Here is a 23,960-nt window from a genome sequence, read left to right as displayed (position 1 = left end):
GACCTAGTCCTCCTGTCCGCGAGACTGCGCGCGCTGGAAGAAGAGCGCGAGCACGATGATGATGACCGTCATGACAGTGGAAACGGTTGCGCCATATCCGACGTCGTTGCGTGAGAAGAAGGCCTGCCAGGCGAGATAGGACGGCACGGTGGTGGCCGTCCCCGGGCCTCCCTTCGTCAAGACGTAGATGGGAGCGAAGACCTTGAGCGCCGTGATCGTGGTGGTAAGGAGCACGACGTAGATCTCGGGCTTGAGCTGCGGGATGATCACATGGAAGAACCGCTGTCGCCAGGTCGCGCCGTCCAACGAGGCTGCCTCAGTGAGGGACGGATCGGTGCGAGCGAGGCCCGCCATGAACATCACAAGGCAATAGCCGATCTGAAACCAGATGAGCACCACCATCACGGACGGCAGCGCCGTCGTCGGAGAGCCGAGCCAGTTGTAGGTGAGGTTCCCCAATCCGATCGACTTCAGGAAGCTGTTCACCACGCCGCCGGTGGGCATCAGCATCCATCCCCAGAGGATGCCGACGACCGTGATGGGGATGATCTGGGGGATGTAGAAGCCTGCGCGGAAGAAGCTCGCCAGCTTGGGGCCGAAGGCGGTTCCCACGTAGTCGTAGAGGGCGGCGGCGAGCACGAGGGTGATCAGCGTCGGGATGACCGCCATCGCGATGATCATCGCGAAGCTGTTGAACAGCGAGACCCAGAATGTCTCGTCGCCGATGAGCCGCGCGTAGTTGTCAAGCCCGATGGGGCGTGGATCGCCGATGCCTGCCCAACTGGTGAAGCTGAGGCCGAGGTTCGTGAAGAACGGGATCGCGATGATCACCAGGTACCCGAGCAGCCCGGGGACGAGGTAGGGCAGGTAGCCGAAGTCGAGGCGTCGTCGCCCGGTGCGGGCGGTTTGCGTGGTCGGTGTCGTCATTGATTCTCCTTTCGACGGGTGGACGCGCGGCCACGCGCGCCCACCCCGCGAATCAACGGATCTGGGCCGCGTAATCCTGGTAGAACTTGGCGATCGCGTCGTTGAACTGCGCGACCGACATGGTTCCGGTCAGGAGGCTCTGCAGGCTCTTCACCTGGAAGTCGTAGAAGCCGGGCGCCGGCCAGTCCGCGTAGTAGGCGAGGCCGTCGGACTCGGCGATCCCGGAGAACATGACCGCGGACTCCTGCGCGTGCGGGTCGGTCACCTGGGCGGGATCCGCCGCGACCGCCACCGCTCCCGCGTTAGCGAGAATCAGCTGCGAGGACGGCTGCAACGTGAAGTCAATGAACTCTTCGGCGAGTTCCTTCTGTGTCGACTTCTCGGGGATGACCCAGATGTTGCCGCCGCTTCCGGAGATGTAGTCGGCACCGGGGAAGGAGAACTTGCTCCAGTTCAGGTCGGTCGCCGCTGCGAGCTGGCCGTCGAACCAGGTTCCCGAGACCATCATCGGGTTCTGGCCCGTGGTGAACTCGCTGAGCATGTCCGTGGCCTTCAGGCCGGTGGCGTCCGTGCTGAAGTAGCCCTTCTCCTGCCAGTCGAGCATCGTCTGCGCGGCGAAGGTCCAGGCCTCATCGTGGAAGTCGACGTCGCCCTCGAAGAGCTGGAAGTTGTTCACCCAGGTGCGATCTGCCTTCGTCAGTGCGAGCTGGTACCAGAGGTGGTTGGCGCCGTACTCTGCGCCGGCAACCGAGAGCGGAGTGACGTCGGCGGCGACGAAGGCATCCATGGCGCTTTCGAACTCCGACATTGTGGTGGGCACCTGCACGCCGTGCTGGTCGAAGAGGTCTTTGTTGTAGTACACGCTGACGAACTCGCCGTAGTTCGGGATGCCGAAGAGCGATCCGAGGCCCAGCACGCCGCGCTCGTCGTAGTGGCCCACCGCCGAGACGCTCGGCGGCATGAGGTCGTTCCAGCCGCGCTTCTCGGCAACCTCGGTCAGATCGACGAGCAGCCCGGACTTCGCGGCCAATCCCGCGGTGGCCGATCCCTTCGTGAACTCCATCACGTCGGGTGCGGTGTCGGAGTTCAGCACCATGGTGCCGGTCTGCTGCATCTGCTCGAAGCTCTTCTGTTCGAAGACGACGTCGATGTCGGGGTGCGCCTTCTTGAACTCTTCGAGTGCGTGTGCGGAGGCGATGCCCATCGCGCTGTCCGGAGTGTCGAACCACCACACGGTGAAGGTGCTGTTCGTCTCGGCGGGCGCGCTGCCCCCGGAGCAGCCGGAGAGGCCGAGCGCAAGGGCGAGGGTGGCGGCGGCTCCTCGGAGTGCGAGCCGGATACGTGGTGAGGACTTCACAGAGTTTCCTTCCTTGGAATGTCACACGGCGTCGTGCCCTGTGTCGCGGCGCATATACGCAAACGCTTGCGGATAATGCTAAGTCTGTTGCGCAATGGTGTCAAACCGCTAGGCTCTCTGTGAGATGAGAGAGCCCTGACGTCAGATGCAGGGGGAGGGGAGTCGTAGTGGCTGGACCGGTGAGCCCGCGCGCGTCGGCTATGTCGTCGGATGAGCGCAAGCCGGTGCATATGGCGGACGTCGCCTCCGCTGCGGGCGTCGCGCTCAGCACGGTCTCGCGCGCGCTGTCGGGAAACCCAGGGGTCTCGGCGCAGACCCGTGCCCGGATTCGCCGGATCACCGAAGAACTGGGCTACGTCGTGAGCCCCGAGGCTTCGAAGCTGAGCGGTGGACGCACCGGCCGGGTGGGCTTCGTAACCCCGACCATCGACGAGTGGTTCTACGCCAGCGTGATCGCCGGGGCGACCCGGGTGCTCGCGGCCCATGGGATCGACGTGGTGCTCTATCCCGTGGCGGACAGCGCTGCGCGGGCGAGGTTCTTCGAGGATCTCCCGGCTCGACGCAAGGTCGACGCGATCATCGTGATCGCGTTTCCGTTGAGCGGCTACGAGTGGGAGCGGCTCGATTCGATGGACGTGCATGCAGTGGTGGTCGGCATCGTCACGCCGGATCGGCCTTCGGTGGGTGTCGTCGACGAGAGCGTCGGCCGCCAGGCGGTGGATCACCTGCTCGCGCTCGGGCATCGTGAGATCGGCATGATCACGTGCGTTGATCCGGAGGGCTTCCACTATTCGTCTGACGTCAGCCGTGAGCAGGGGTTCCGTGCGGCGCTCGCGGAGGCGGGAGTTGCAGTCAACGAGGACTTCGTGGTTGCTGTCCGGTGGGGCATAGACGGAGGCTCCATGGGGATGAGCGCGTTGTTGGCGCTCCCTCACACTCCGACTGCGGTCTTCGCCTTCTCGGATGAGGTGGCTTTCGGGGCCTTGCGTACTCTGCGTAGGGCGGGTCTGAGCGTGCCCGAGGACATGTCGCTGATCGGCGTTGATGACCACCCGATGGCCGAATCCATGGACTTGACGACGGTCGCCCAGTCGCCGCGTCGTCAGGGGGAGATCGCGGCTGAACTCTGTGTCGGACTTCTCGAGAATGCCGATCTGCCGCAGCAAGTGTCGCTTTCTGCCAACTTGACGATCCGCCGTTCCACCACGCCCCCGCGGCCGGGCAGGCGGGCCAACGCCGCGCGGTATCCGAACGACCAGGTGGAAACGGAGCCTATACAGACGTATAGCAAGTGATACGCTCGTATCATGGCTGTGGATGACAGGACGGCGAAGGCGAGGCTGCGGGACACGGCGGTCGAGATCGTCGCGGAGGAGGGGGCGAGGGCGCTGACCGCCCGTGGCGTCGCCGACCGCGCCGGACTATCGGCCGGCCTCATTCGGCACCACTTCGGCTCCATGGCGGATCTCCTCGTCGCGTGCGACGAGCACGTCGCGGCCACGATCAAGCAGCTCAAGGAAGAGGCCATCCAGGGCGGTCCCTCGGTCGACGTCCTCGCGGCGGTGCGGCAGAGCGGCGACACGCACATCATGGGGTACCTCGCCATGCGCCTTGCCGACGACAGCCGGCACATCAACGACCTCGTCGACGCGCTCGCCGCCGACGCCGCCGAGTACATGGCCGACGGCGTGGAGCTCGGGCTGTTCACGCGCACGCCGAACGAGCGGCGCCGCGCCGCCATGATGACCATCTACGCGCTCGGCTCGCTGGTCATGTACCGGCACATGCGGCGCCTCCTCGGCGTCGACATCCGCGCCGTCGACCTCGCCGCCCAGCCCGGGTTCGGCGACTACGTGCGCCTCCAGATGGAAGTGTTCTCGGGCCTCGTCACCCCCGCCGTCCTCGACCAGTACGCCGCAGCGCTCGCTCACCTCCAGGAGGAAGAGAAATGAACCCCATCCAGACCGCCGGCCTGACCAAGCACTACGGCTCGTTCCCTGCGCTCGTCGACCTCGACCTCGACGTCCGCCCGGGCGAGATCTTCGGCTTCCTCGGCCCCAACGGTGCGGGCAAGTCGACCACGATCCGCGTGCTGATGGGCGAGTTGAACCCGACGGCGGGGTCGGCGACGGTGCTCGGCGCGGCCCCGCGCGAGGTCGCGCACCGGCGGCGACTGGGCTACCTGCCGCCGGACCTCGCGCTCTGGCCGTCGATGACGGGGCAGGAGACGCTCAGGTTCTTCGCGGGGCTGCGCGGAGGCGTCGACTGGGGCTACGCGCTGCAGCTTGCCGAGCGCCTGGGGGCGACCCTCGACAAGCGCGTGGGCGAGCTGTCCACAGGCAACCGCCAGAAGATCGGGCTGATCTCGGTGTTCATGCACAAGCCGGAGCTGCTCATCCTCGACGAGCCGAACGCAGGCCTCGACCCGCTCGTGCAGCACGAGTTCTGGGCGATGATGCGGGAGGTGGTCGACGACGGCCGCTCCGTCTTCCTCTCCAGCCACACGCTGTCCGAGGTCGAGCGGGTCGCCGACCGCGTGGGCATCATCCGGCACGGCCACCTGATCGCTGTCGAGGAGGTCGCCGCGCTGCGCAGGAAGAAGATGCGGCGCGTCGAGATCGACGTCGACGGGGTGCTCGCGCCCGCGGACCTGGCCGCCGTGCGGGGGATCAGGGACCTCGACATCCACGCCGACCGCGTCGAGCTGAACTTCGACGGCGACATGGCGCAACTGCTCGCCGCGGTGACCGCCAAGGTGCGGCTGCGCGACATCCACACCCAGGAGGCCGAGCTCGAGGACATCTTCCTCACCTACTACAAGGACGAGTCGTGAACGCCGCCGTCCTCAGGCGCGGCCTGGCGACGGGGTGGAGGGGGCTGCTGATCACGGCTGCGGTCGTCGCGGGCATGCTGGCCCTGGGCCTCGCCGTCTACAGCGACCTGGACCTCAGCATCTACGACAAGCTTCCGGAGGCGGTGCGCGCGCTGATGGGCGTCCCGGTGGGGGCCGACCCCGCGATCCTCGCCTACAACGAGATGCTCGCCTCGATCGGCGCGCTCGCGTTCGTCGGCGTCGCGATCGCGATCGGCGCCCAGGCCGTCGCCGGCGAGGAGCAGGACCGGACGCTGCACCTCGTCTTGGCCGCGCCGGTCTCCCGCGTCGCCTACCTCCTCAGCCGCGCCGCCGCCATGATCGCGCTGCTGGCCGCCGGCGGCGCGCTGCTGTTGGCGGTCGCCGAGGTGGCTCCCCTGATGGTGGGCACCGAGGTCGGCGACGCGCGCCTGTTCGCGCTGGTCGCGCACCTGACGGCCAACGCGGTCTTCCACGCGTCGCTCGCGCTCGCCGTCGGCGCCGCGACGGGGCGTAAGGGCCTCGCCGCGGGGCTGGCAGCCGCCGTCATGGTGCTCGGCTGGCTCGGCTCCGGCCTGCTGCCGCTGTGGCGCGAGGGCGCGGCTGACTGGATCCCTTGGACCTGGTTCAACGGGACGAAGCCGCTGGTCAACGGGGTCGACGGCGGGCACCTCGCGCTGCTGCTCGGCGGGGCGGCGGCCCTGATCGCGCTCGGCGCCCTGGGATTCCGCGTGCGGGAGCTGCGGCTCGCGCAGGCCGGGTCGTCGCTGTCGGCGAGGATCGAGGCCCTCCGCCGCGCGCCTCGGCGGGCTGCGCGGACCGGTGCCAGCCCCGCCCGGCACGCCGCCCCTGAGGCGGGCGACCCGCCGCGCGCGAGCAGGACGCCGTCGCTGCTCGGGCTGCGGCTGCGCGCGCAGCGAGGGCTGCTCGTCTCCGTCGTCGTCATCATGGCGCTTCTGATGGGCATGTCCATGCCGCTGATGTACGAGGAGCTGAGCACGGCGATGGGCGACTTCGCCGTCACGTTCCCGCAGACGATGCTCGACCTCTTCGGCGGCGGAGACATCGCCGACCCCGCGGGCTTCCTGCACCTGGAGAGCTTCGGCATGATGCTGCCCGCGGCGGTGATCCTCGTCGCGACGGTCGCGGCGTCGTCGGGCATCGCGGGGGAGGAGCGCGCCCGCCGGATGTCGCTGCTGCTCGCCCAGCCGGTCTCGCGCGCCCGCGTGTACGCGACCGTTGCCGCGGCATCGGCGCTGTACGTGCTGATCGTCACCGTCACGATGTTCCTCGGCACCTGGGCGGGTATCGCGATGGCGGGCATCGACGTCTCCATCGTCAACCTCGCCTGGGCCTGCTCCCTCGCGACGCTGCTCGGCTGGTTCTTCGGCGCCCTCGCGCTGCTGCTGTCGGCGGCGGCGGGGCGCTCGTCGGTGGCGGTGTGGGCGACGACCGGGCTCGCCGTCGCGGGCTACTTCGGCTACACGCTGCTGCTCGCCGCGGGCAAGGAGGCCTGGGGCTGGTGGTCGCCGTTCCGCGCCTACCTGTACGGGCCGCCGCTGATGGAGGGCGCCTCGTGGTGGCAGCCCGCCTGGCTCGCGGCCGGCGTCGTGATCTTCCTCGCCGTCGGCCTCCCGCTGTTCCTGCGCCGAGACGTGCGGATCGCCGCCGGATAGCGGGGGCGTTCGCCCCTGGCGGATTTCGCGGGGATTTTCCCGGCCCCTCGGGAATACGGGGGCGCGGGCGCGGGTTGCGCCTGGCATGAGCATTTATCCCGACGTGACGGCCGTCATCGGCCGCACCCCCCTCGTGAAGCTGAACCGCATCGTCGGCGACAACGCCACCGTCGCCGCGAAGCTGGAGTTCTACAACCCGGCCAACTCCGTCAAGGACCGCATCGGCGCCGCCATCATCGACGCGGCCGAGGCCTCCGGCGAGCTGCAGCCCGGCGGAACGATCGTGGAGGGCACCTCCGGCAACACCGGCATCGCGCTGGCCATGGTCGGCGCCGCCCGCGGCTACAACGTCGTCCTGACGATGCCCGAGACGATGTCGCTCGAGCGGCGCGCGCTGCTGCGCGCCTACGGCGCCGAGCTGGTGCTCACCCCCGGCCCGCAGGGCATGCGTGGCGCCGTCGAGAAGGCCAACGAGATCGCGGCCGAGCGCGGCGGGGTCCTCGCCCGCCAGTTCGCCAACCCGGCCAACGTCGCCATCCACCGCAAGACCACCGCGGAGGAGATCTGGAACGACACCGAGGGCAACGTCGACATCGTCGTCGCGGGCGTCGGCACCGGCGGCACCATCTCCGGCGTCGGCCAGGTGCTCAAGGAGCGCAAGCCCGAGGTGCAGATCATCGCCGTCGAGCCGGAGGAGTCCCCGCTGCTGAGCGGCGGCCAGCCCGGTCCGCACAAGATCCAGGGCCTCGGCGCGAACTTCATCCCCGAGATCGTCGACCAGTCCGTGATCGACGAGGTCGTGCCGCGCAACATCACCCAGGCCGTGGAGTTCGCCCGCCGCGCCGCCACGGAGGAGGGTCTGCTCGTCGGCATCTCGTCCGGCGCCGCGCTGTCGGCTGCCGCTGAGGTCGCCGCCCGCCCGGAGAACGCGGGCAAGCTCATCGTCGTCGTCCTCCCGGACTTCGGCGAGCGCTACCTCTCCACCGTCCTCTTCGAGGGCCTCATCGACAACTGACCCTTCCACCTCTCCTCGCGCCCGGCAGGCCTCCTGCCGGGCGCGACCGCGTCTCTGGACAGTCCCACGTATCACCGGCCCGCGCGCGGACTCCTGGGGTGCAGAGGGCGACACATCTGGTCGTCCACGCACAAGGAGGAGACCATGAGAGTCCCGATTGAGAAGGTGCCGACGGAGGTCAGGCGGAGGGCCGCACGCGCGGTCGCCGCGATGACCGTCGAGCACCTGTATCCGCGCCTCGACCGGCGGCAGCCCGAGCCGCGGTTCGCGGAGGAGGCGACGCCCGTCTACCGCCCGGACCTCGACGAGGTCGCGTACTGGGAGTTCGAGCTGGAGGGCCTGCTGACGGCGCTTCCGGTGCCCGACGGCGAGGCCAAGGAGTACGACCGCGGCTTCATCCTGGTGGCGACCGGAGCCCACGACGTGCCGGTGCCCCATTTCAGCCTTGACCTCGCACCGCCGAGCCGGCAGCTCGAGGTCCTGGTTGGGGAGGTTCCTCGCCTGGTCAAGCTGGATGCGCTCTGCTACGCCGCCGAGGACGACCAGGGCGAGTACCTGGCGCACATCGGCACCATGCCGCCCAAGCTGCAGGGTCTGCCGGCCGAGCTGCCGCGGCGACTGACGACCGGGTACACCACGATGCCGGAGGGCGAGGCCGAGGACGGCGAGCGGATGAAGCCGGTGCGGGTGAGGCGCTCGCGGGAGAAGCCGCTTGAGGGATACGGGCCGTGGGATTCCTGGGCCGAGCTCCGCAAGGGGTACGGCGAGTGCTACCGGCTCCATCTTGCCGCTCTCGCTGAGCGGGCGCGCGAGCCGTGGGAGGTCGAGGCCCTGACCGAGAAGTTCGGCGAGGGCATCCACTCCGGCGAGACGCGGACCGTCTACCTGCTCCAGGAGGGCAAGTACGAGCTGCGGGGACCGGGCGCCGACTACGTGTCTGCCGAGCTCAACCCGCAGCCGCTGCCGCCCCGGCTGGTGCTCCAGCCCCGTGCCGACACGTCGGTGAAGGACACCAGCTTCGAGGTGGTGCTCCACTACGGACATATGTCTGAGACCCTTGCTTACTTCATCGTCCCCGAGGGGGCGCCGTCGATCGTCGAGCCGACTGTGAGCGGCCTGGGCCCGACTCTGTGTGGAGGTGTGTCGCGATGAGCTGGAACTACTTCTGGGCGGGAACCGCCGGGGATCAGCCCCGGTACAACCAGTTCGACTACCGCGGCTGCAAGGTCGGCTGCGGGCCGGTGGCCTGGGGGATCCTGATCGGCTGGGCCGACCGCCAGGCGGCGTTCGGCAACGCCTACTGGTCCGGGCGATGGGGCCTCTACCGGGAGAATGGCGGCCGCGGGGCCGACGCGGTGGCACCCATCAACCAGGACGGCGGCGTCAACAACGTGATCCGCGAGATCCGCGACGCCGTCGGCACCTTCTGCGCCTTCGGCTCGGGAGCGACGGCGCCGTGGGACATGGGCGGCGTGTGGCGCTACCTGAGCGGCAGGACGGGCGCCCGGGCGGACACGCACTACAACGTGCTCGGCATCCACGAGACCCGGCTGGCCAACTACGCGGCCAACTCGATCGCCTACCGCCGCACGCCCGCGGTGATCGGCACCGGTTGGCTGACCCACTACCCGGTGGCCTGGGGCTATGCCTGGCAGCGCCGGACGGTCCGCAAGTCGTTCCTGTGGTGGTCGTGGACCGAGACGGTCACCGACACCGCCTTCTACGTCAACAACGGTTGGGGTGGCGGAGGCAACGGCCAGTGGATCGACGCCAGCACCTGGTTCGCCGGGGAGCTCTATCCCTAGTGGCCCGACGGCGGGGGAGCGCGGGCCTGCGGCCATCCGGCCGCGGGCCTGCGCGCGTGTCACCTTCGCCCGGTTGGTAATACACTCTGGCGCATGACTGCCCACGAGACGGTACTCGTCGTCGACTTCGGTGCCCAGTACGCGCAGCTGATCGCCCGCCGCGTGCGGGAGGCCGCCGTGTACTCGGAGATCGTCAGCTCCAAGCTCGACGTCGACGCGATCCTTGCCAAGCGGCCCTCCGCCATCATCCTCTCCGGCGGACCATCGTCCGTCTATGAGGACGGCGCGCCGCAGATCGACCCGCGCCTCTTCGAGGCGGGCATCCCCGTCCTGGGCATCTGCTACGGCTTTCAGGCCATGGCGCTGGCGCTGGGTGGCACGGTTGCCCGGACGGGCCAGCGCGAGTATGGCCGCACGTCGCTGTCGATCAACGATCGCGGCTGCCTGCTGGGAAGCATGCCCAACACGCTGAACGTGTGGATGAGCCACGGCGACTCGGTCTCCAAGGCGCCAAAGGGCTTCAAGGTGCTGGCGCGCACCGCAGGCGCCCCGGTCGCCGCCTTCGAGGACCTCGAGCGCGGCCTTGCCGGCGTGCAGTGGCACCCCGAGGTGCTGCACAGCCAGTGGGGCCAGCAGGTGCTCGAGCACTTCCTCTACAACATCGCGGACCTGACGCCGGACTGGACGCCGGAGAACATGGTCTCTGAGGCGATCGAGTCGATCCGAGCACAGGTCGGCGACCGCCGCGTGCTCTGCGGCCTCTCGGGCGGCGTGGACTCCGCCGTCGCCGCGGCCCTCGTCCAGCAGGCGATCGGCTCGCAGCTGACCTGCGTTTTCGTCGACCACGGCTTGCTCCGCGAGGGGGAGGCGGAGCAGGTGAAGAAGGACTTCGTTGCCGTCACGGGCGTCGACCTCGTCGTCGCCGACGAGCGTGAACGCTTCCTCACGGCGCTGGCCGGCGTCAGCGACCCCGAGGAGAAGCGCAAGATCATCGGCCGCGAGTTCATCCGCACCTTCGAGGCCCAGGCCCGCGCGCTCGCCGGGGACCGGGGCGTCGACTTCCTCGTCCAAGGCACGCTGTACCCCGACGTCGTCGAGTCCGGCGGCGGCGAGGGCGCGGCCAACATCAAGAGCCACCACAACGTCGGCGGCCTGCCCGACGACCTGCAGTTCACGCTCATCGAGCCGCTGCGCCAAATGTTCAAGGACGAGGTTCGCTCGGTCGGCCTGCAGCTCGGACTCCCGGAAGAGATGGTCTGGCGGCACCCGTTCCCCGGCCCGGGGCTCGCCATCCGGATCGTCGGCGAGGTCACAGAGGATCGCCTCGTGACGCTGCGCCAGGCCGACGCCATCGCCCGTGAGGAGCTGGCGCTCGCCAAGCTCGAGCGCGACATCTGGCAGTTCCCCGTCGTGCTGCTGGCCGACGTCCGCTCGGTCGGCGTCCAAGGCGACGGCAGGACCTACGGGCACCCGATCGTGCTGCGCCCCGTGACCTCCGACGACGCCATGACCGCAGATTGGGCCCGCCTGCCCTACGAGTTGCTGGAGAAGATCTCCAACCGCATCACCAACGAGTGCGCCGAGGTCAACCGCGTGGCGCTCGACATCACGAGCAAGCCGCCGGGCACCATCGAGTGGGAGTGATGCCCGCAGAAACGAAAACGACCCCGCCGCGGCGGGGTCGTTTCGTTTCTGCTAGAAGGAGTCCCCGTGGGGGCCGTTCTTCTTGTCGTCGTACCACTGGCGGGCCTTGTTGAAGCCCTCCTCTGCGATGGTGCCGCCGTCGGACTCGCGGGGGATCACGAGCCAGAGGATGACGTAGATCAGGACACCGCCGCCGCCGAAGACAGCGAGCAGGGCGAACGCGATGCGGACGATGGTGGGGTCGACGTTGAGCGAGCGGGCGATGCCGGAGGCGACGCCGGCGATCATGCCGTTGCGGCTACGGGTGAGGCTCATGACTTTCTCTTTCCTTTCGGTGGGCGAACGCGGCTGAGGAGGAGTCCGAGCCCGCCGGCCGCGATCAGGATGGCGGCGAGGATCGGTTGGATGAAAGAGGTGAGGAGGGTGCCGGAGAACAGGAGGACGAGGCCGAAGCCGACGGCGGCCAGCCCGAGCGCGATCGCGCCGACGTCCAGTGTCGGCCGGCTCATGGTTGGCTCACCACCACGTGCACGTCCGACGCGATGGCGTCGATGATCAGCGTGATGTCGAACGGCTTCGCGTCCTCCATCGTCGGATCGATGGTGATGTCGGCGAGTCGCGTTGTCGTCCGGAGTTCCTGGAGCGCCCCCGGGACGATGATCTCGACGTCCGAGGCGACGGCCTTGATCTCGACGGCGCGCACCTTCGACGTATCGATGCCGGTCAGGTCGATGGTCTGCTCGCTGGCGACCACGGAGTAGGTGACGGCGTCGGGGGAGGGCAGCGGCGACGCTGCGGCCTGAGTGGCGAGCCAGCCGCTCAGGGCGAGGGGCACGGCGACGACCGCGAGGATCAGCCGGGGAAGCCTGCGCTGCCGGGCGAACAACGCGTAGCCGAGGACGAGCGCCCCGCCGACGACGGTTGTGATCGCGAGCGTGACCATCGGCGTGGTTCCGATTGCCCAGGCGCAGACGGCACCGACGCCGACCAACGCGGCGAGGATCACAAGGCCGGCGAGCCAGGCGGGGCGGGGCTTGGGGGCGGGCTCCGGCGTGGGCTCGGAGTACAGGTCCACGGCGGGGAGCTGCGGAGCGGATGCCCCGGTCGACCGCGCGGCCGTCGACATGCGCCGCCGCCACTGCGCGACTAAGAGCTCGTCGTCCTCGGGCGCCTCCGTGAAGTCCTCGGGAGGCAGGACGGCGCCCGGGTTCCGTCGGCGTAGCCACACCCAGGCGATCACCGCGAGCAGCCCCGCGGCCCAGGGCAGCGGCATGACGCGGCCGACGGTGGCCATCAGTGCGATGGTGGTGCCGACAACCGCACCCACCTGTCCCGCGACGGGCCACGACGCGAAGCTGGAGACCCAGTTGTCGATCGGCCGGGTGCCCGATGAGCTCGGAGTCAGCGCCGTGCCCCAGATGTAGAGGCCGATGCCGAGGCCACCGCACAGGATGAGCACGATGAAGGCGACGCGCACGAGAACGGGGTCGACGCCGATCCGCTCGGCGATGGCGCGGCACAGCCCGGAGCCGAGGCCCGAGGCGTCGCGACGGGTCAGGTCGCGCAGGCTCGGGTCGAGCCACGCCAAGTCAACTGCGGATGCCATGTGACCCATCTTGGCCGCCCGTGCCAACACCATCCATCAGGTGTCGCCCTGAACGCCCCCTGGGATGTCGCCCCTCGGCTGGCCCTGGCTTCCCTGGCATGTCAGGCTGGGGTCATGAGCCAGCTGCCCGTCGCGCCGGACGCGCCCGCACGCGCGCCACTCCGGCGCGCCGACGACGGGGCCATGATCGCGGGAGTCGCGCAGGGCCTGGCCACGCACCTGGGTCTCAGCGTCAACACCGTCCGGCTCGCCTTCGTGATCCTTGCGCTCTTCTCCGGCGCCGGCGCGCTCGCGTACGGCGTGCTCTGGGTGCTCGTCCCGCGCGCGACCGGCGCGGCGCTCCCGGCGGGGCTCGAGGCCGCGAGCCGGCGGGGCATGCGGCCCGCCGCCGCCCGGCCGGCCCGCCCGGACGACGGCGTGCTGATCGCGGGCGCGGTGATCGCCGTCGGGCTGCTGTGGCTGTTCGTGTCCGGCGGCGCGCTGCCGTCGCGGTTGTTCTGGCCCGCCGTGATCGGCGGCGCGGGCGTCGTGACGATCTGGCTGCAGGTCGATGAGCACGTCGCGATGCGCGACGACGCCCGCCGCGGCCTGTGGCAGAGGATCACGCGCGGTGGCGGCACGATGAGCGTTGTCCGCCTCGTCGGCGGGCTCGTGCTCGTCGGCCTCGGCGTGAGCTGGATCCTCGCCACGCAGATCGGCCTCTCGCAGCTGCCCGGCGTGCTGGGCGCCTCGGGGGTGCTGCTCGCCGGTGTCGCCGTCGTCGCCGCCCCCTGGCTGTATCAGCAGCGCGCGCGGGTGCGCCAGGCCGACGCGGCTCGCCTGCGCGAGGCCGCCCGCGCCGACATGGCCGCACACCTCCACGACTCCGTGCTCCAGACCCTCGCCCTCATCCAGCGCCAGGCCGACGACCCCGCCGCCGTCGCGCAGCTGGCACGCAAGCAGGAGCGGGAGCTGCGCACCTGGCTCTACGGGGAGACGGCACGAGCGGCGTCGCTGAGGTCGGCGCTGCGGGAGGTCGTCGTCGACGTCGAGGGGCGCTTCGCGGTGGATGTCGAGCTCGTCTGCGTGGGCGATGCCGACGTCGACTCCCGAGTCGAGGCCCTCGTCATGGCGGTCGGGGAGGCCGTGACCAACGCCGCGAAACACTCCGGCGCGCCGCGGATCGACGTGTACGCGGAGGTCGAGGATGGTCATGTCGAGGTGTTCGTGCGCGACCGCGGGAAGGGATTCGACCCCGACGTGGTACCGGCCGGCCGCATGGGCGTGCGAGAATCGATCAAGGCCCGCATGGAGCGGCATGGCGGCACCGCTTCGATTCGCTCCGAGCCCGGGCACGGTACCGAGGTGAGGGTGGAGATCGGCTGATGAGCGACGAGAGCGTTGACGTAAGCGTCGAGGACCTGAGGGTGGTGATCGTCGACGATCACGCGATGTTCCGGGCCGGGGTGCGCCATGAGATCGGCCAGCGCTGCACGGTCGTCGGCGAGGGCGAGGATGTCGACACCGCCGTGGCGGCGGTCCTGAAGACGGAGCCCGACGTCGTCCTCCTCGACGTGCACCTTCCGGGCGGCGGTGGCGCCGAGGTGATCAAGCAGGTCCATGCGCTGAAGCCCGGCGTGAAGTTCCTCGCGCTCTCGGTCTCCGACGCGGCCGAGGACGTCATCGGGGTCATCCGGGCGGGCGCGCGGGGCTATGTCACGAAGTCGATCAACTCGGAGGAGTTGCTCGAGGGCATGGCGCGGGTTGCCGGCGGTGACGCCGTGTTCTCGCCCCGCCTCGCGGGGTTCGTGCTCGACGCGTTCTCCGGCGCCGTAGACATCTCCAGCATCGACGAGGACCTGGACAAGCTGAGCGCCCGTGAGCGTGAGGTGCTGAAGCTGATCGCGCGCGGCTACTCTTACCGCGAGGTGGCGAAGGAGCTGTTCATCTCGATCAAGACGGTGGAGACCCACGTCAGCAGCGTGCTCCGCAAGCTCCAGCTCAGCAACCGGCACCAGCTCACCAAGTGGGCCACCGACCGCCACCTGGTGTGATCACTCCGCCATCCGCTGGAACACCAGAATCCATCAACCTCGCTCCGACACGCGCCACTAGAGCGTCGGGTCGACGAGGCCCTCGGTCCACGCGATCCGGCCGAAGTCGAGCTGGTTGCGCACCGTGACGCCGGCCGCGGTGTACTTCTTCTTCACGCGCTCCAGGTACTGCTTGGCGGTCTCGCGGCTGATGTTCATGGAGCCGGCGACCTGCTCGATGGTCAGCCCGGTGGCGTAGAGCACCAGCGCGCGCTCCTCCTGGACGCTCAGCTGGGGGCGTCTGGGGTCGCCGGCGATGATCCCTGCGAGCTCGGACGTCATCCACTCTTCCCCGTGCAGCACCGCGCGGACCGCTGTGAGGAGGTCCTCCTCGGAGTCCCGCTTGCCGACGATGCCGGTGACGCCCGCCTTCACGATCCTGCGCACCAGCGGGGGAGAGGCCAGCCCAGTGAGGACCACGATGCGCAGGCCCGCCTTGAGGAGCGCCTCCACCACGGCGACGTCGACGCTGGGCCGTCGGTCGACCAGCAGGTCGAGGATGAGGAGGTGAGGCCGGAGGCGCGGCGGTGTGGTGCGTAGCCACGCCATGAAGTCCGGAAGGGTCTCGGTGCTGGAGACGACGTCGAACTCGCCGGTGCGGCCCATGAGCTGCTCTGTTCTGAGCCGTTGCAGCATGTGGTCCTCGACGATCGCGACGCGGCATCTGGGAACGCTTCGCCTCATCGGTCTTGTCTCCTCGAGGTCAGTGTGTGTTCGGTCGTCGCGCGGCCTGGCCGCGCGTCAAGGGAAAAGCGGTGAGGGCGGCGACTCCTGGGAGAAATCGCCGCCCCCACCATTATTCCTGGGCTTTAGGGACTACCTGCAGACCCTTCACGCCTTGCGGCGTCGCACCAGGTACGGCAGGCCCCCACCTGCCGCCAGCAGAGCCAGGGCGAGCGCCACGACTCCAGCAGGACCGTTCGCCCCTGTGTCCGGCAGCGAAGGATTCGGGGTCGGATCCGTCGGGTCCGTCGGATCGGTGGGATCCGGGTCCGTCGGATCGGTCGGATCCGTGCATTCCTGGGTGAGGAACGGCTCGGAGATCTCCGACTCCGGCCCGTCGCCGATGCGCTGAGTGGCGATCAGGATCTCGTCGCAGGGGATGTCACCCTCGATGACCCAGTTGCCGTCCTCGTCCACGGTGACGGTGCCGATGACGTTGCCCTCAGAGTCACGCACGGTGACGACGGCGCCAGGCTCACCCGTGCCGCTGACCGCATCCTCGGTGACCTCGTCGATCGTCGGCGCCGCGGGGGCTTCGACCTCGCAGGCGCCGGTCGTCAGCGGCTCGGAGACCTCGGATTCGGGCCCGTCGCCGATGCGCTGAGTGGCGGTCAAGGTCTCGTCGCAGGGGACGTCACCCTCGATGACCCAGTTGCCGTCCTCGTCCACGGTGACGGTGCCGATGACGTTGCCCTCAGAGTCACGCACGGTGGCGACGGCGCCGGGCTCACCCGTGCCGCTGACCTCGGTCTCGGTGGCGTCCTCGATCCTCGGGGCCGCCGGGGCCTCCGGCGCCTTGGTGATCTCGGCGTGGCCGGAGTACTGCGACGAGTTGCCGTTCGCGTCGATGGTCTGCACGCGGATAAAGCCGTCGGTCTTGTCCGACTCGAAGCTGGCGGTGCCGGCCGCGCTCAGCTCGGCGGGGAAGCGGCCGAGGTACACCTCGGCGGCGTCACCGGCCGACCAGAAGACGTCGATCGTGACCGGGGTGGTCGGAGCGTTGTTCCACTCGAGCGGCGGGGTCACCGGGGCGACAGCCACCGTGATCTCGCTGCCGGTGGACTGAGCGGAGGTCGGACGCCAGGTCTGGACGAAGTTGTTCGCGCCGTTGTTGTTGTTCACGAAGTAGTGGGTGTTCCACTCGCTCTCCACGTCGTCACGGCTGTCGCCACGCGGGCTGTTGACGTTTGCGAACGTGTTCTTCTCCACGATGGTCTGGCCGGCGCCCGCGTTGACGATCGGGCCATTGGTGCCGCCCTTGTAGCCGTCGATGTGGTTGCCGGAGATGGTCCAGCCGGTGTTCGCATCGGCAACGCCGCCCGGGTTCCAGATCGCCCAGAAGTTGTGGCCCGCAGGCTCCGCGCCCTTCACCTGCTGGAAGGTATTGCCCGAGACGACGTTCTTGCCGCTGGTGTTGGCGGTGGTGCTGAGCCAGAAGGCGGTGTGGCCGCCGCCGGCCCAACGGATGTCGGTGATCTCGTTGTCCGCGAGCGTGACATTCGAGGCGGTGCTGGCGCCCAGGTTGATGACGTAGCCCCAATGGTCCCTGACCTTGTTCTTGGTGAACTCGAAGTCGTTGAACGTGGCGGAGTTCTCCATGAGGATCTGCCAGGTGTCGCTGAAGTCGTTCTCCGTCACTACCAGGTCGTTGAAGGTCACCGTCGAGATGCCGCCCTGGATGAGTTGGCCGATACCCGTGAAGGTCGAGCCCTTCACCAGGGTGTCGTTGAACTCGTAGGTGCCGCCCTCGAACTCGAAGGCGCGCTGACCGGGGCTCTGGAAGGTGGAGTCGATGAACTGGAGGTCGGTGAACGTGCCACCGGGGGTGTTGACGTAGAACAGCGGCTGAGCCGACGTCTCCTCGGGGTTGCCGAAGGTCGAGTTGGTGATCGTGAACCCGTTCACGGTGGAGTTGTTCTCGAATACGATGTGGCCGTAGCCCTCGACGCCGCGGCTCTCGACGTTGTCGACGGCGATGTCGCTGACCGTCGCGTCCCAGTCGACGAGCAGGCTTGCCCACCAGTTGCTCCAGAGCGAGGAGTTCGCCACGGTGACGTTCGACGCGCCGTCGAGGAACGCGACGCCGATCTCCTGGATCGGGGAGGCGTTGTCGATGAAGTTGACGCCGTCGATCGTCACGTTGCTGCCACCCACGGCAACGGCCGCGGCGCCTGCGCGGATGTTCTCCAGATTAGTAAGGGTGACGTCGTCGGACTTGACGTAGAAGCCCGCGTAGTTGAGGTCGTTGTCCTGCCAGACCTGGTTCACGCCCGTGAAGTCGATGGTGACGGAGCGCGGCGAGTCGATCAGCCACATTGCGCCATTACCGATCTCGCCCCACTGCGTGCCGACCACGTCGGTGTGCATCAGGGTTCCCGCGCCGGCACCGTAGTTCAGGTTGCCTGTCACGCTGAAGGTGATGTTCACCGCGTCGCCGGCCTCGGCGTAGGCGTTGGCCTCCTGGAGCGCCGCGGTCAGTGTGCACTCGTCGGTGGCGGTCGCGCAGATCCCGTCGCCGGGGTTCGCGTCGAACGCGCCCACGGTCGCGAAGCTGTCGACAACGAAGTTCGGCCCGGGCGACGCCGCGAAGGCGATCGGTCCTGCCGGCTCCTCGACCGCCTCGGGCTCGTCGGCGTCCGCGTCGGCGGCGGTGTCGTCCGCGGCCTCGGCCTCGGCGTCGTCGGCGGCGTCGGCTTCACCGGCGTCGTCCGCGGCCTCAGCCTCCTCGGCATCTCCGTCCTCTTCGGTCGACCCCGCGTCAGGGGCCTCGTTTTCGGATGCTCCGTCTTCCCCTTCGGAGCCTTCCTCGGCCTCGGTAGGCGCCTCGGGCGCCTCTTCCGATACCTCCTCGGCAGGGGCTGCGGGGGCGTCCTCGGCAACGACGACCGGGGTCGTCTCCTCGGGGGCCTCGTCCGCCGCCGCCATCGGGACGACCGCCCCGGCGAAGATCATCGACGCACCAGCCGCGATCGCGAGTGACTTCAGTGGACCGCGATTGCGCCCCTTGAGCCTCCCCGTCACGTCACTTGTCGCGTGACTCATGTATTCCTTCTCGCTTTCTCTCCCCCACGTTACGAAATGCGGACCGGACATGCGGGTCCGCGGCTATTCAGCCAGTGGTTTCGGCGGGCCTGCAACACGGCGCAACAAAAGACCCCCACGCGGGGGTCAGGGCTTTGAAGCGCGTCGCCGACGTAGTACTGTCGCGGGTCGAATAAGTCCTTATTGGCAAGGGAGAGTTCTCGCGATGGAGGGGGCCTCGAACGCCTATCCGGCAGCCGTGCCACGGCTTCCGCGCTTCCTCGTCCCCGCGACCACGGCCAGTTGGGCGGAGAACGTCGGCTGGGTGCGATCGATGGACACCAGCCTGCGCCAGATGACGCTCACTTTGGTTGTCGACTGGCAGGCCGCGACGGCCTTCGCCGCGATCGCCACGCTCGGGTGGGCTGGTTGGCCGCTTTTCGTCGCGAACTTGGCCACGGCGGGTTACGCGCTCTTTGCCTTGTATTCCCGCAGGGTCTTGCCGACGTCATTCCTGCCGCTGATCATGGGGATCCTCGGATTCTGCGGCTATTTGGTGAGCGGAAACCTGGACTCTTTGATGAGCTTCACCGCGAGCTGGCAGATCAACTTCGCGACGCTTTCCTGCGGCCTCCTCTTTCGAGGACGATGGGTGATTCCGACGGTGACCGGCGCAGCGGCGGCCCTGAGCCTGCCTGTCGCGCTGCTGCTCCCGCACTGGGGATTCCGGATCTCGGCGGTGATCGTACTCACCCAGGCCGCGATCATCATCGCCGTGCGGCTCGGCTACCCGTTGGTCGATGCGATGGCGCGGGTCACAGACGCGGACGAGGAGGCCACGGCGCGCGCCCTTCGGCGTGCGGAGGTGGCCAGGCGGGCCAGTTCCCAGGCGGCGGAGGAGGCCCGCCTGCTCCATGACACGGCGATCAACACGCTCGGCGCGATCGCCAACGGCGGCCGGAGCGTCTCCGACCTGGAGCAGGTGCGGCAGCAGTGCGCGAGAGACGTTGAGCGACTCAAGGTGTTGCGGGGCGAGCGGTCCGTGGCGGCGCGCGAGCACAGCCTCCGGGGCATCTTCGAGCCGGCCGGGTTCCCGGTCGTGCGCCGCGGACTCGACGACGACGCGCTCGCGGTCCTCGAGAGGCGCCTCGACCAGCGCGTCGTCGCGGCCATGGTGGGGGCGACGCACGAGGCGATCAGGAACGCGGCGAAGCACTCCGGCGCGCCCGCGGCAGACATCACGGTTTTCGTCGAGGACAACATGCTGAGGGTGGTCGTGAGCGACGAAGGGGTTGGCTTCTCCGGCGTGTTCCCCGACACGAGGGGGCTCGCCAACTCCGTTGTCGGGAGGGCGGAACAGGCGGGGATCGACGCGGTCGTCCGGTCGGCCCCGGCGGCAGGTACCGTCGTTGAACTCGTAGCGCCGCTGGACCGCGACCCCGACGCGCAGATCGCGGAGCCGGTCGACCCTGCGCAGGTGCCGGCGTTCGTCCTCGGCGTCGCGCGCCGTGCGGCATCGCTCTGGGCCCTCGGCGTGACGGTCGTCGGCCTGGTGCTGACCGTCGCGGGCGGCGGCGACCACACCCTCGTCCTCCTCCCGATGATCGCTCTGATGCTGGTGGCCTGGATCGGCGACAGGATCGTCCGGGGCACTCCAGGGCCGGCCATGCACGCGGGGCTTATCCTCCTCACCGGGCTGGTCTTTCTCTTGTCAGCGGCAGCGACGGATTTCGGCAGGGCAGACCCGTCGAGCTGGCAGGCGCTGGCGGCGACGGGTCCGTTCGTGCTCCTGCTCTCGTACGGCCCTCCGATGCGCGTGGCTGTCCTCTCCATGATGGGATGGGCGGCGTTGGCCGTCGCTCTCGCCAGCACCGTGGTCCCCGGTTCCCCGCACGCCGCTGGCATCATCCTCGCCGCCGCCTGGGTCGGCTTGGCGTTCTCGCTGTTCGTGGCCCGGCTTCGGGTCTACGTGGCGATCCTGTGCGCGAAGGCGGCCGATGCGCGCCGCGTCGCATTTCGCGCGGACGTGGAGGCGGAGGCGGAGCGTGCTGCCCAGGCGAGCTACCGGCGCTGGGTGGATGCGGGCCTCGACGAGGCGATCGCGCTGCTCGGGGACATCGCGGAGGGTGCTCGCGATCCCGAGGACCCGTCGACACGGGCGGACTGCGACATCGAGGAGCGGTACTTGCGACAGCTCGTCCTGATCAGCCCTGACCTCGTGCACCTCGGTCCGAGGTTGATCCCGGTGCTCAGGCACGCCCGCGAGCGCGGCATCGCCCTTGCGCTCAGGCTCGGCGGGCGCGACGCGGCCGACGACCAGACCGCGGAGGCGGTGTCGTCGGCCGTCATGCGGGTGCTATCGGCGGCGAGGCCGGGGACTTCGGTCGCGGCGTCGGTCTTCCCCGTCGGCGATGGCCTGCATCTCACGATCGCCGGTCCGCGCCGGGCGGTCGAGAGCCTGCCGGAGGCCTACGCCCAGGTCCAGATCCACGCCGAGTCGAGCGAGGATCTCAACCTTGCCGAGATGGCGTTTCCCGATGCGAGCCCCTCGCCCGACACGGTGAATCAATCGATGATGTGAGTCAGGCCTGCTTGCGCTTGGCGAGCCAACCTTGGATGGCGAGGACGATGACCGCGCCGACGGTGGCCCAGATCACGCTGGGGATGAAGCCGGAGGGGCTGGTATAGAAGAGGACCCTGCTCAGCCAGCCGCCGACGAAGGCGCCGACGACGCCAAGCAACAAGGTGGCGAGCCAGCCGCCGCCCTGGCGTCCGGGGAGGATGGCCTTGGCGAGCGCGCCCGCGACGAGTCCGACGATGATGAAGGCAATGAATCCCATACCGTCAGCCTGCCACGGGCGCCCTGCACCGTAAACCCGGACTCGCCCTGAGCCGACCCTGAGCATCGAGGGCCTCTCGGCGGATCGGATACGGTGAAGGCATGGATTTCCTGCACAGTCTGCTCGTCCTGCTTCACCTCGTCGGCTTTGCCGCTCTGTTCGGCGGGGCGTTCGTTCAGGCGAAGGCAAGCCCGCGGGTGATCAACAAGGCGATGCTGCACGGCGCCTACACCCAGGTGGCGACGGGGCTCCTGCTCGTCGGCCTCGCGGAGATGGGCGACGGCTCGGTCAATCACGCGAAGATCGCCGTCAAGACGCTGGTGCTCGTAGTGATCCTCGTGCTCGTCCTGATGAACAGGAAGCGCGACGCTGTTGCCGACGGCGCGTTCTGGGGCGTCTTCGGCCTAACGCTCGCCAACGCCGCGATCGCCGTCTTCTGGTAAATTACATAGCCCACACCGTACGACGCTCATCGAACTGGGTTCAATGCCGACTCCCGGGGCACTCCGCGACCGCCTCAGCGGTTGTGATTGAGCGCACGACGACGTTCTCACCGCCTCGCAGGTGGCTCAGCGCGACGCAAGCCCAGTGCTGCGAGGTCACCGTCGCGAACTTCCCGTCCCCGCAGACCCGCCGTTCAGGTCGTAGCCGTTCCTCCACAGCAACCCCTTTCCGGGCTAGCGGGGATGGTCAAACCCCATTGGATGGACCTCGGCCTACCGTCATAGCACCTAGCCTCGATGTTTCATGAGGGCCCCGTTTGGGGCTTGTCGGCGCCGGTGGCGTCGAGGCAGATCTGATTCTTGCAGGTGGGTGTGACAAGGCTCCGCGTGACGTCTGCGGTGCGGGTTTCCAGGCCGGGAGCTTCCAGGTTCGGGGGGGGGACGTGTGGGGGCCCGGGGGTCAGGTCGCGGGTGCCGGGAGGCTCCGTAGTCGGCCGATGCTGTCGATGATCAGGCTTGCCCAGCGGGACTGGTCGGCCAGGTGCAGCACGACGCGGCGGGCTCTGCGGGCCAGGGTCGCGGGGATGGTGTAGAGGCGGTAGCGCAGCCGTTTCGGTTCCCAACGTCGGGCTTCATGGCCGGCCAGGGCCAGCATCCCGCTCCAGGCCTGCAGTTCGGACGCCAGTGTGACGATCTGACACCAGATCCGGTTCTGGTCGAACCCGTGCAGGGGGAGGTTGGCCAGGCCGGTGTCTTTCGCGATCCGGATCCGGTCCTCGCAGCGGGCGCGGCGACGATGCCTGAGTTCCAGGTCCTGGAGGGTGCCTGTGGTGGTGTTGGTGGCGAACGCGGTCAACCGGTAGCCGTCGACGTCATCGAAGCGGAGCTGCGCGCCGGGGTGGGGCCGTTCACGTCGGACGATTACCCGCATCCCGGTAGGCCAGCCGACGAGGTTCAGCAGGCCGGTGAAGTCGGCCAGATCCGCTCCCTCCCGCGCCTGGCCATCGGCGTTGAGGGCTGGGACCCAGACCCAGTCGGGGACCTGCTGGTAGAGGGCTGTGGTGTCGAGCGGGAGCGTGAACCCCACCGAATACGACACCCGATGAGTCGCGAGCCAGGCGGTGAACTCCTTCGTGCCGCCGGCCCCGTCCGCGCGGACCAACACCTTCCGGCCGGGGCGGGGATTCTTCCCGGGGAGCTGCGCTAACGCGGCCTTGGTGACGGTGATGTGATCGGCGGCGGTGTTCGAGCCGGCGTTCCCGGGGCGTAGATGGACCACCAAGGCTTCGCCGGTGCCGTCGGGGCCGTGGTCGGCGAACGCCAGCAGCGGGTGGAACCCGAAGCCTCGTTTGAACGTCGGCGCCGCCTGCTGTTTCTCCGAATGCGCGGTGATCAGCGACGCATCGAGATCAATCACCAGCGGGCTGTCCGAACTGGCCTCATGATCGGGCGCATGCTTCCCGGCCAGTCCCCAAACCGTGGCGCGGGCCTGCTGCCTGGCTCCGGCGATCGCCTTGATGGCCTTGTCCGCGTCCTCGGCCAGGGCCGCGATCAGGCGCGACACGGTCGGGTCCGACGCCACCGGGCCGTAGACCCCTGGTTCAGCGCGCAGGGCAGCAAGGTCGCTCAACGCTTCACCCCCGAGTACCAGCGACAGGGCGAGATCCAGAATGACCTTGCCCGGATCATGAACAGCTGACGGGTTTCCGCCACCTGGCCAGCGCCTCCGACAGGGCTCGGTCGAGGCCCGCGGCGCGGATGGTTTCGGTCAGGAGGATCCCGCCGGCCTGGCCCACCGCGGCCACCTTGGCGGTATCGACATGAACCCTGGGATACGAGCCGGTACTCTTCACCTCGAAGGTGCTCCTCACTTGTTGGACGATTTGTTCTTCGCAAAACACATCATCCCAAGTCAGGGGCACTTTCGCTATCTCAGGCCGCTACGGTCCACCCACCGTCATGAAAGCGCGAGGCTAGGCC

20 protein-coding genes and 1 pseudogene are annotated in these 23,960 nt (G+C 68.9%); 12 read left to right on the top strand and 9 right to left on the bottom strand.

All coding sequences use genetic code 11. From position 1 onward, the window contains the following. Positions 1 to 3: 3 nt before the first annotated feature. Together IPJ61_RS11980 and IPJ61_RS11975 are read right to left on the bottom strand one after the other, a co-directional pair. Complete coding sequence (locus IPJ61_RS11980; protein ID WP_297107509.1) at positions 4 to 927, bottom strand: carbohydrate ABC transporter permease; 924 nt, start codon at positions 925 to 927, stop codon at positions 4 to 6. A gap of 52 nt (positions 928 to 979) precedes the next feature. Beyond that, positions 980 to 2,284: an ABC transporter substrate-binding protein gene (locus IPJ61_RS11975; RefSeq protein ID WP_297107507.1), complete on the bottom strand. Its 1,305-nt coding sequence runs from the start codon at positions 2,282 to 2,284 to the stop codon at positions 980 to 982. Positions 2,285 to 2,463: 179 nt separating this feature from the next. Here IPJ61_RS11975 and IPJ61_RS11970 point away from each other — a divergent pair, with 179 nt between their 5' ends. The 8 genes from IPJ61_RS11970 to guaA all read left to right on the top strand — a co-directional run bounded on the left by IPJ61_RS11970 (position 2,464) and on the right by guaA (position 11,275). Next, positions 2,464 to 3,579 (top strand): LacI family DNA-binding transcriptional regulator, encoded by a 1,116-nt coding sequence (locus IPJ61_RS11970; RefSeq protein WP_297107504.1) that lies wholly within the window; start codon positions 2,464 to 2,466, stop codon positions 3,577 to 3,579. A 12-nt stretch (positions 3,580 to 3,591) separates the two neighbouring features. Continuing rightward, positions 3,592 to 4,236, top strand: a complete 645-nt coding sequence (locus tag IPJ61_RS11965; protein ID WP_297107501.1) for a TetR/AcrR family transcriptional regulator — start codon at positions 3,592 to 3,594, stop codon at positions 4,234 to 4,236. Next, positions 4,233 to 5,117: an ABC transporter ATP-binding protein gene (locus IPJ61_RS11960; RefSeq protein ID WP_297107498.1), complete on the top strand. Its 885-nt coding sequence runs from the start codon at positions 4,233 to 4,235 to the stop codon at positions 5,115 to 5,117. The genes IPJ61_RS11965 and IPJ61_RS11960 overlap by 4 nt, the downstream gene beginning before the upstream one ends. After that, positions 5,114 to 6,811: an ABC transporter permease subunit gene (locus IPJ61_RS11955; protein WP_297107495.1), complete on the top strand. Its 1,698-nt coding sequence runs from the start codon at positions 5,114 to 5,116 to the stop codon at positions 6,809 to 6,811. The genes IPJ61_RS11960 and IPJ61_RS11955 overlap by 4 nt, the downstream gene beginning before the upstream one ends. A gap of 85 nt (positions 6,812 to 6,896) precedes the next feature. Next, entirely contained in the window at positions 6,897 to 7,826 is a 930-nt protein-coding gene (gene cysK / locus IPJ61_RS11950; RefSeq protein ID WP_297107492.1) for a cysteine synthase A, read from the top strand. A gap of 144 nt (positions 7,827 to 7,970) precedes the next feature. Continuing rightward, entirely contained in the window at positions 7,971 to 8,978 is a 1,008-nt protein-coding gene (locus IPJ61_RS11945; RefSeq protein WP_297107490.1) for a hypothetical protein, read from the top strand. Next, positions 8,975 to 9,631: a hypothetical protein gene (locus tag IPJ61_RS11940; RefSeq protein WP_297107487.1), complete on the top strand. Its 657-nt coding sequence runs from the start codon at positions 8,975 to 8,977 to the stop codon at positions 9,629 to 9,631. The genes IPJ61_RS11945 and IPJ61_RS11940 overlap by 4 nt, the downstream gene beginning before the upstream one ends. A 93-nt stretch (positions 9,632 to 9,724) precedes the next feature. Further along, complete coding sequence (gene guaA / locus IPJ61_RS11935) at positions 9,725 to 11,275, top strand: glutamine-hydrolyzing GMP synthase (protein ID WP_297107484.1); 1,551 nt, start codon at positions 9,725 to 9,727, stop codon at positions 11,273 to 11,275. 51 nt (positions 11,276 to 11,326) lie between these two features. On the opposite strand, the gene IPJ61_RS11930 is transcribed toward guaA, so the two are convergent. The 3 genes from IPJ61_RS11930 to IPJ61_RS11920 are packed head-to-tail and all read right to left on the bottom strand — an operon-like array spanning position 11,327 to position 12,881. Then, positions 11,327 to 11,590, bottom strand: a complete 264-nt coding sequence (locus IPJ61_RS11930) for a PspC domain-containing protein (RefSeq protein ID WP_297107482.1) — start codon at positions 11,588 to 11,590, stop codon at positions 11,327 to 11,329. Beyond that, positions 11,587 to 11,784, bottom strand: a complete 198-nt coding sequence (locus tag IPJ61_RS11925) for a hypothetical protein (RefSeq protein ID WP_297107479.1) — start codon at positions 11,782 to 11,784, stop codon at positions 11,587 to 11,589. Before IPJ61_RS11925 ends, IPJ61_RS11930 begins: the two co-directional genes overlap by 4 nt. After that, entirely contained in the window at positions 11,781 to 12,881 is a 1,101-nt protein-coding gene (locus IPJ61_RS11920) for a PspC domain-containing protein (RefSeq protein WP_297107476.1), read from the bottom strand. Before IPJ61_RS11920 ends, IPJ61_RS11925 begins: the two co-directional genes overlap by 4 nt. A 114-nt stretch (positions 12,882 to 12,995) precedes the next feature. Here IPJ61_RS11920 and IPJ61_RS11915 point away from each other — a divergent pair, with 114 nt between their 5' ends. Both IPJ61_RS11915 and IPJ61_RS11910 read left to right on the top strand, forming a co-directional pair. Then, the gene (locus IPJ61_RS11915; protein ID WP_297107473.1) at positions 12,996 to 14,246 is read left to right on the top strand and encodes an ATP-binding protein; all 1,251 of its coding nucleotides are present in this window, start codon (positions 12,996 to 12,998) and stop codon (positions 14,244 to 14,246) included. Beyond that, positions 14,246 to 14,914 carry a response regulator gene (locus tag IPJ61_RS11910; RefSeq protein ID WP_297107469.1) on the top strand — a complete coding sequence of 223 codons (669 nt, stop codon included), beginning with the start codon at positions 14,246 to 14,248 and terminating at the stop codon, positions 14,912 to 14,914. Before IPJ61_RS11915 ends, IPJ61_RS11910 begins: the two co-directional genes overlap by 1 nt. Positions 14,915 to 14,971: 57 nt before the next feature. Here IPJ61_RS11910 and IPJ61_RS11905 read toward each other — a convergent pair whose 3' ends face one another. Both IPJ61_RS11905 and IPJ61_RS11900 read right to left on the bottom strand, forming a co-directional pair. Next, positions 14,972 to 15,637 carry a response regulator transcription factor gene (locus IPJ61_RS11905; protein WP_297107466.1) on the bottom strand — a complete coding sequence of 222 codons (666 nt, stop codon included), beginning with the start codon at positions 15,635 to 15,637 and terminating at the stop codon, positions 14,972 to 14,974. Between the two features lie 147 nt (positions 15,638 to 15,784). After that, on the bottom strand, positions 15,785 to 18,718 hold the full coding sequence (locus tag IPJ61_RS11900; RefSeq protein ID WP_297107463.1) for an Ig-like domain-containing protein: 2,934 nt from the start codon (positions 18,716 to 18,718) through the stop codon (positions 15,785 to 15,787). A gap of 205 nt (positions 18,719 to 18,923) precedes the next feature. On the opposite strand from IPJ61_RS11900, the gene IPJ61_RS11895 reads away from it, so the two are divergent. Further along, the gene (locus IPJ61_RS11895) at positions 18,924 to 21,278 is read left to right on the top strand and encodes a sensor histidine kinase (RefSeq protein ID WP_297107460.1); all 2,355 of its coding nucleotides are present in this window, start codon (positions 18,924 to 18,926) and stop codon (positions 21,276 to 21,278) included. Position 21,279: 1 nt separating this feature from the next. Here IPJ61_RS11895 and IPJ61_RS11890 read toward each other — a convergent pair whose 3' ends face one another. Beyond that, positions 21,280 to 21,537, bottom strand: coding sequence for a GlsB/YeaQ/YmgE family stress response membrane protein (locus IPJ61_RS11890; protein ID WP_297107459.1), 258 nt, complete (start codon positions 21,535 to 21,537; stop codon positions 21,280 to 21,282). A 101-nt stretch (positions 21,538 to 21,638) separates the two neighbouring features. On the opposite strand from IPJ61_RS11890, the gene IPJ61_RS11885 reads away from it, so the two are divergent. Then, on the top strand, positions 21,639 to 21,980 hold the full coding sequence (locus IPJ61_RS11885) for a hypothetical protein (protein WP_297107456.1): 342 nt from the start codon (positions 21,639 to 21,641) through the stop codon (positions 21,978 to 21,980). A gap of 460 nt (positions 21,981 to 22,440) precedes the next feature. Here the strand turns inward: IPJ61_RS11885 and IPJ61_RS11880 are convergent. Next, positions 22,441 to 23,833, bottom strand: a pseudogene (locus IPJ61_RS11880) (IS1380 family transposase). Between the last annotated feature and the right edge of the window lie 127 nt (positions 23,834 to 23,960).

This window comes from Tessaracoccus sp., from assembly GCF_016714275.1.
Classification (GTDB): Bacteria; Actinomycetota; Actinomycetes; order Propionibacteriales; family Propionibacteriaceae; genus Arachnia.
The sequence above is the reverse complement of the archived record's forward strand: the minus strand, read 5'-3'. Positions and strand labels throughout refer to the sequence as shown.

What these genes read in the sequence shown, in the direction of transcription:
- IPJ61_RS11930 (WP_297107482.1), bottom strand. Translation starts at nt 11,590, where the DNA reads ATGAGCCTCACCCGTAGCCGCAACGGCATGATCGCCGGCGTCGCCTCC.
- IPJ61_RS11965 (WP_297107501.1), top strand. Translation starts at nt 3,592, where the DNA reads ATGGCTGTGGATGACAGGACGGCGAAGGCGAGGCTGCGGGACACGGCG.
- IPJ61_RS11905 (WP_297107466.1), bottom strand. Translation starts at nt 15,637, where the DNA reads ATGAGGCGAAGCGTTCCCAGATGCCGCGTCGCGATCGTCGAGGACCAC.
- IPJ61_RS11895 (WP_297107460.1), top strand. Translation starts at nt 18,924, where the DNA reads ATGGAGGGGGCCTCGAACGCCTATCCGGCAGCCGTGCCACGGCTTCCG.
- IPJ61_RS11915 (WP_297107473.1), top strand. Translation starts at nt 12,996, where the DNA reads ATGAGCCAGCTGCCCGTCGCGCCGGACGCGCCCGCACGCGCGCCACTC.
- IPJ61_RS11920 (WP_297107476.1), bottom strand. Translation starts at nt 12,881, where the DNA reads ATGGCATCCGCAGTTGACTTGGCGTGGCTCGACCCGAGCCTGCGCGAC.
- guaA (WP_297107484.1), top strand. Translation starts at nt 9,725, where the DNA reads ATGACTGCCCACGAGACGGTACTCGTCGTCGACTTCGGTGCCCAGTAC.
- cysK (WP_297107492.1), top strand. Translation starts at nt 6,897, where the DNA reads ATGAGCATTTATCCCGACGTGACGGCCGTCATCGGCCGCACCCCCCTC.
- IPJ61_RS11925 (WP_297107479.1), bottom strand. Translation starts at nt 11,784, where the DNA reads ATGAGCCGGCCGACACTGGACGTCGGCGCGATCGCGCTCGGGCTGGCC.
- IPJ61_RS11910 (WP_297107469.1), top strand. Translation starts at nt 14,246, where the DNA reads ATGAGCGACGAGAGCGTTGACGTAAGCGTCGAGGACCTGAGGGTGGTG.
- IPJ61_RS11885 (WP_297107456.1), top strand. Translation starts at nt 21,639, where the DNA reads ATGGATTTCCTGCACAGTCTGCTCGTCCTGCTTCACCTCGTCGGCTTT.
- IPJ61_RS11940 (WP_297107487.1), top strand. Translation starts at nt 8,975, where the DNA reads ATGAGCTGGAACTACTTCTGGGCGGGAACCGCCGGGGATCAGCCCCGG.
- IPJ61_RS11960 (WP_297107498.1), top strand. Translation starts at nt 4,233, where the DNA reads ATGAACCCCATCCAGACCGCCGGCCTGACCAAGCACTACGGCTCGTTC.
- IPJ61_RS11890 (WP_297107459.1), bottom strand. Translation starts at nt 21,537, where the DNA reads ATGGGATTCATTGCCTTCATCATCGTCGGACTCGTCGCGGGCGCGCTC.
- IPJ61_RS11945 (WP_297107490.1), top strand. Translation starts at nt 7,971, where the DNA reads ATGAGAGTCCCGATTGAGAAGGTGCCGACGGAGGTCAGGCGGAGGGCC.
- IPJ61_RS11980 (WP_297107509.1), bottom strand. Translation starts at nt 927, where the DNA reads ATGACGACACCGACCACGCAAACCGCCCGCACCGGGCGACGACGCCTC.
- IPJ61_RS11900 (WP_297107463.1), bottom strand. Translation starts at nt 18,718, where the DNA reads ATGAGTCACGCGACAAGTGACGTGACGGGGAGGCTCAAGGGGCGCAAT.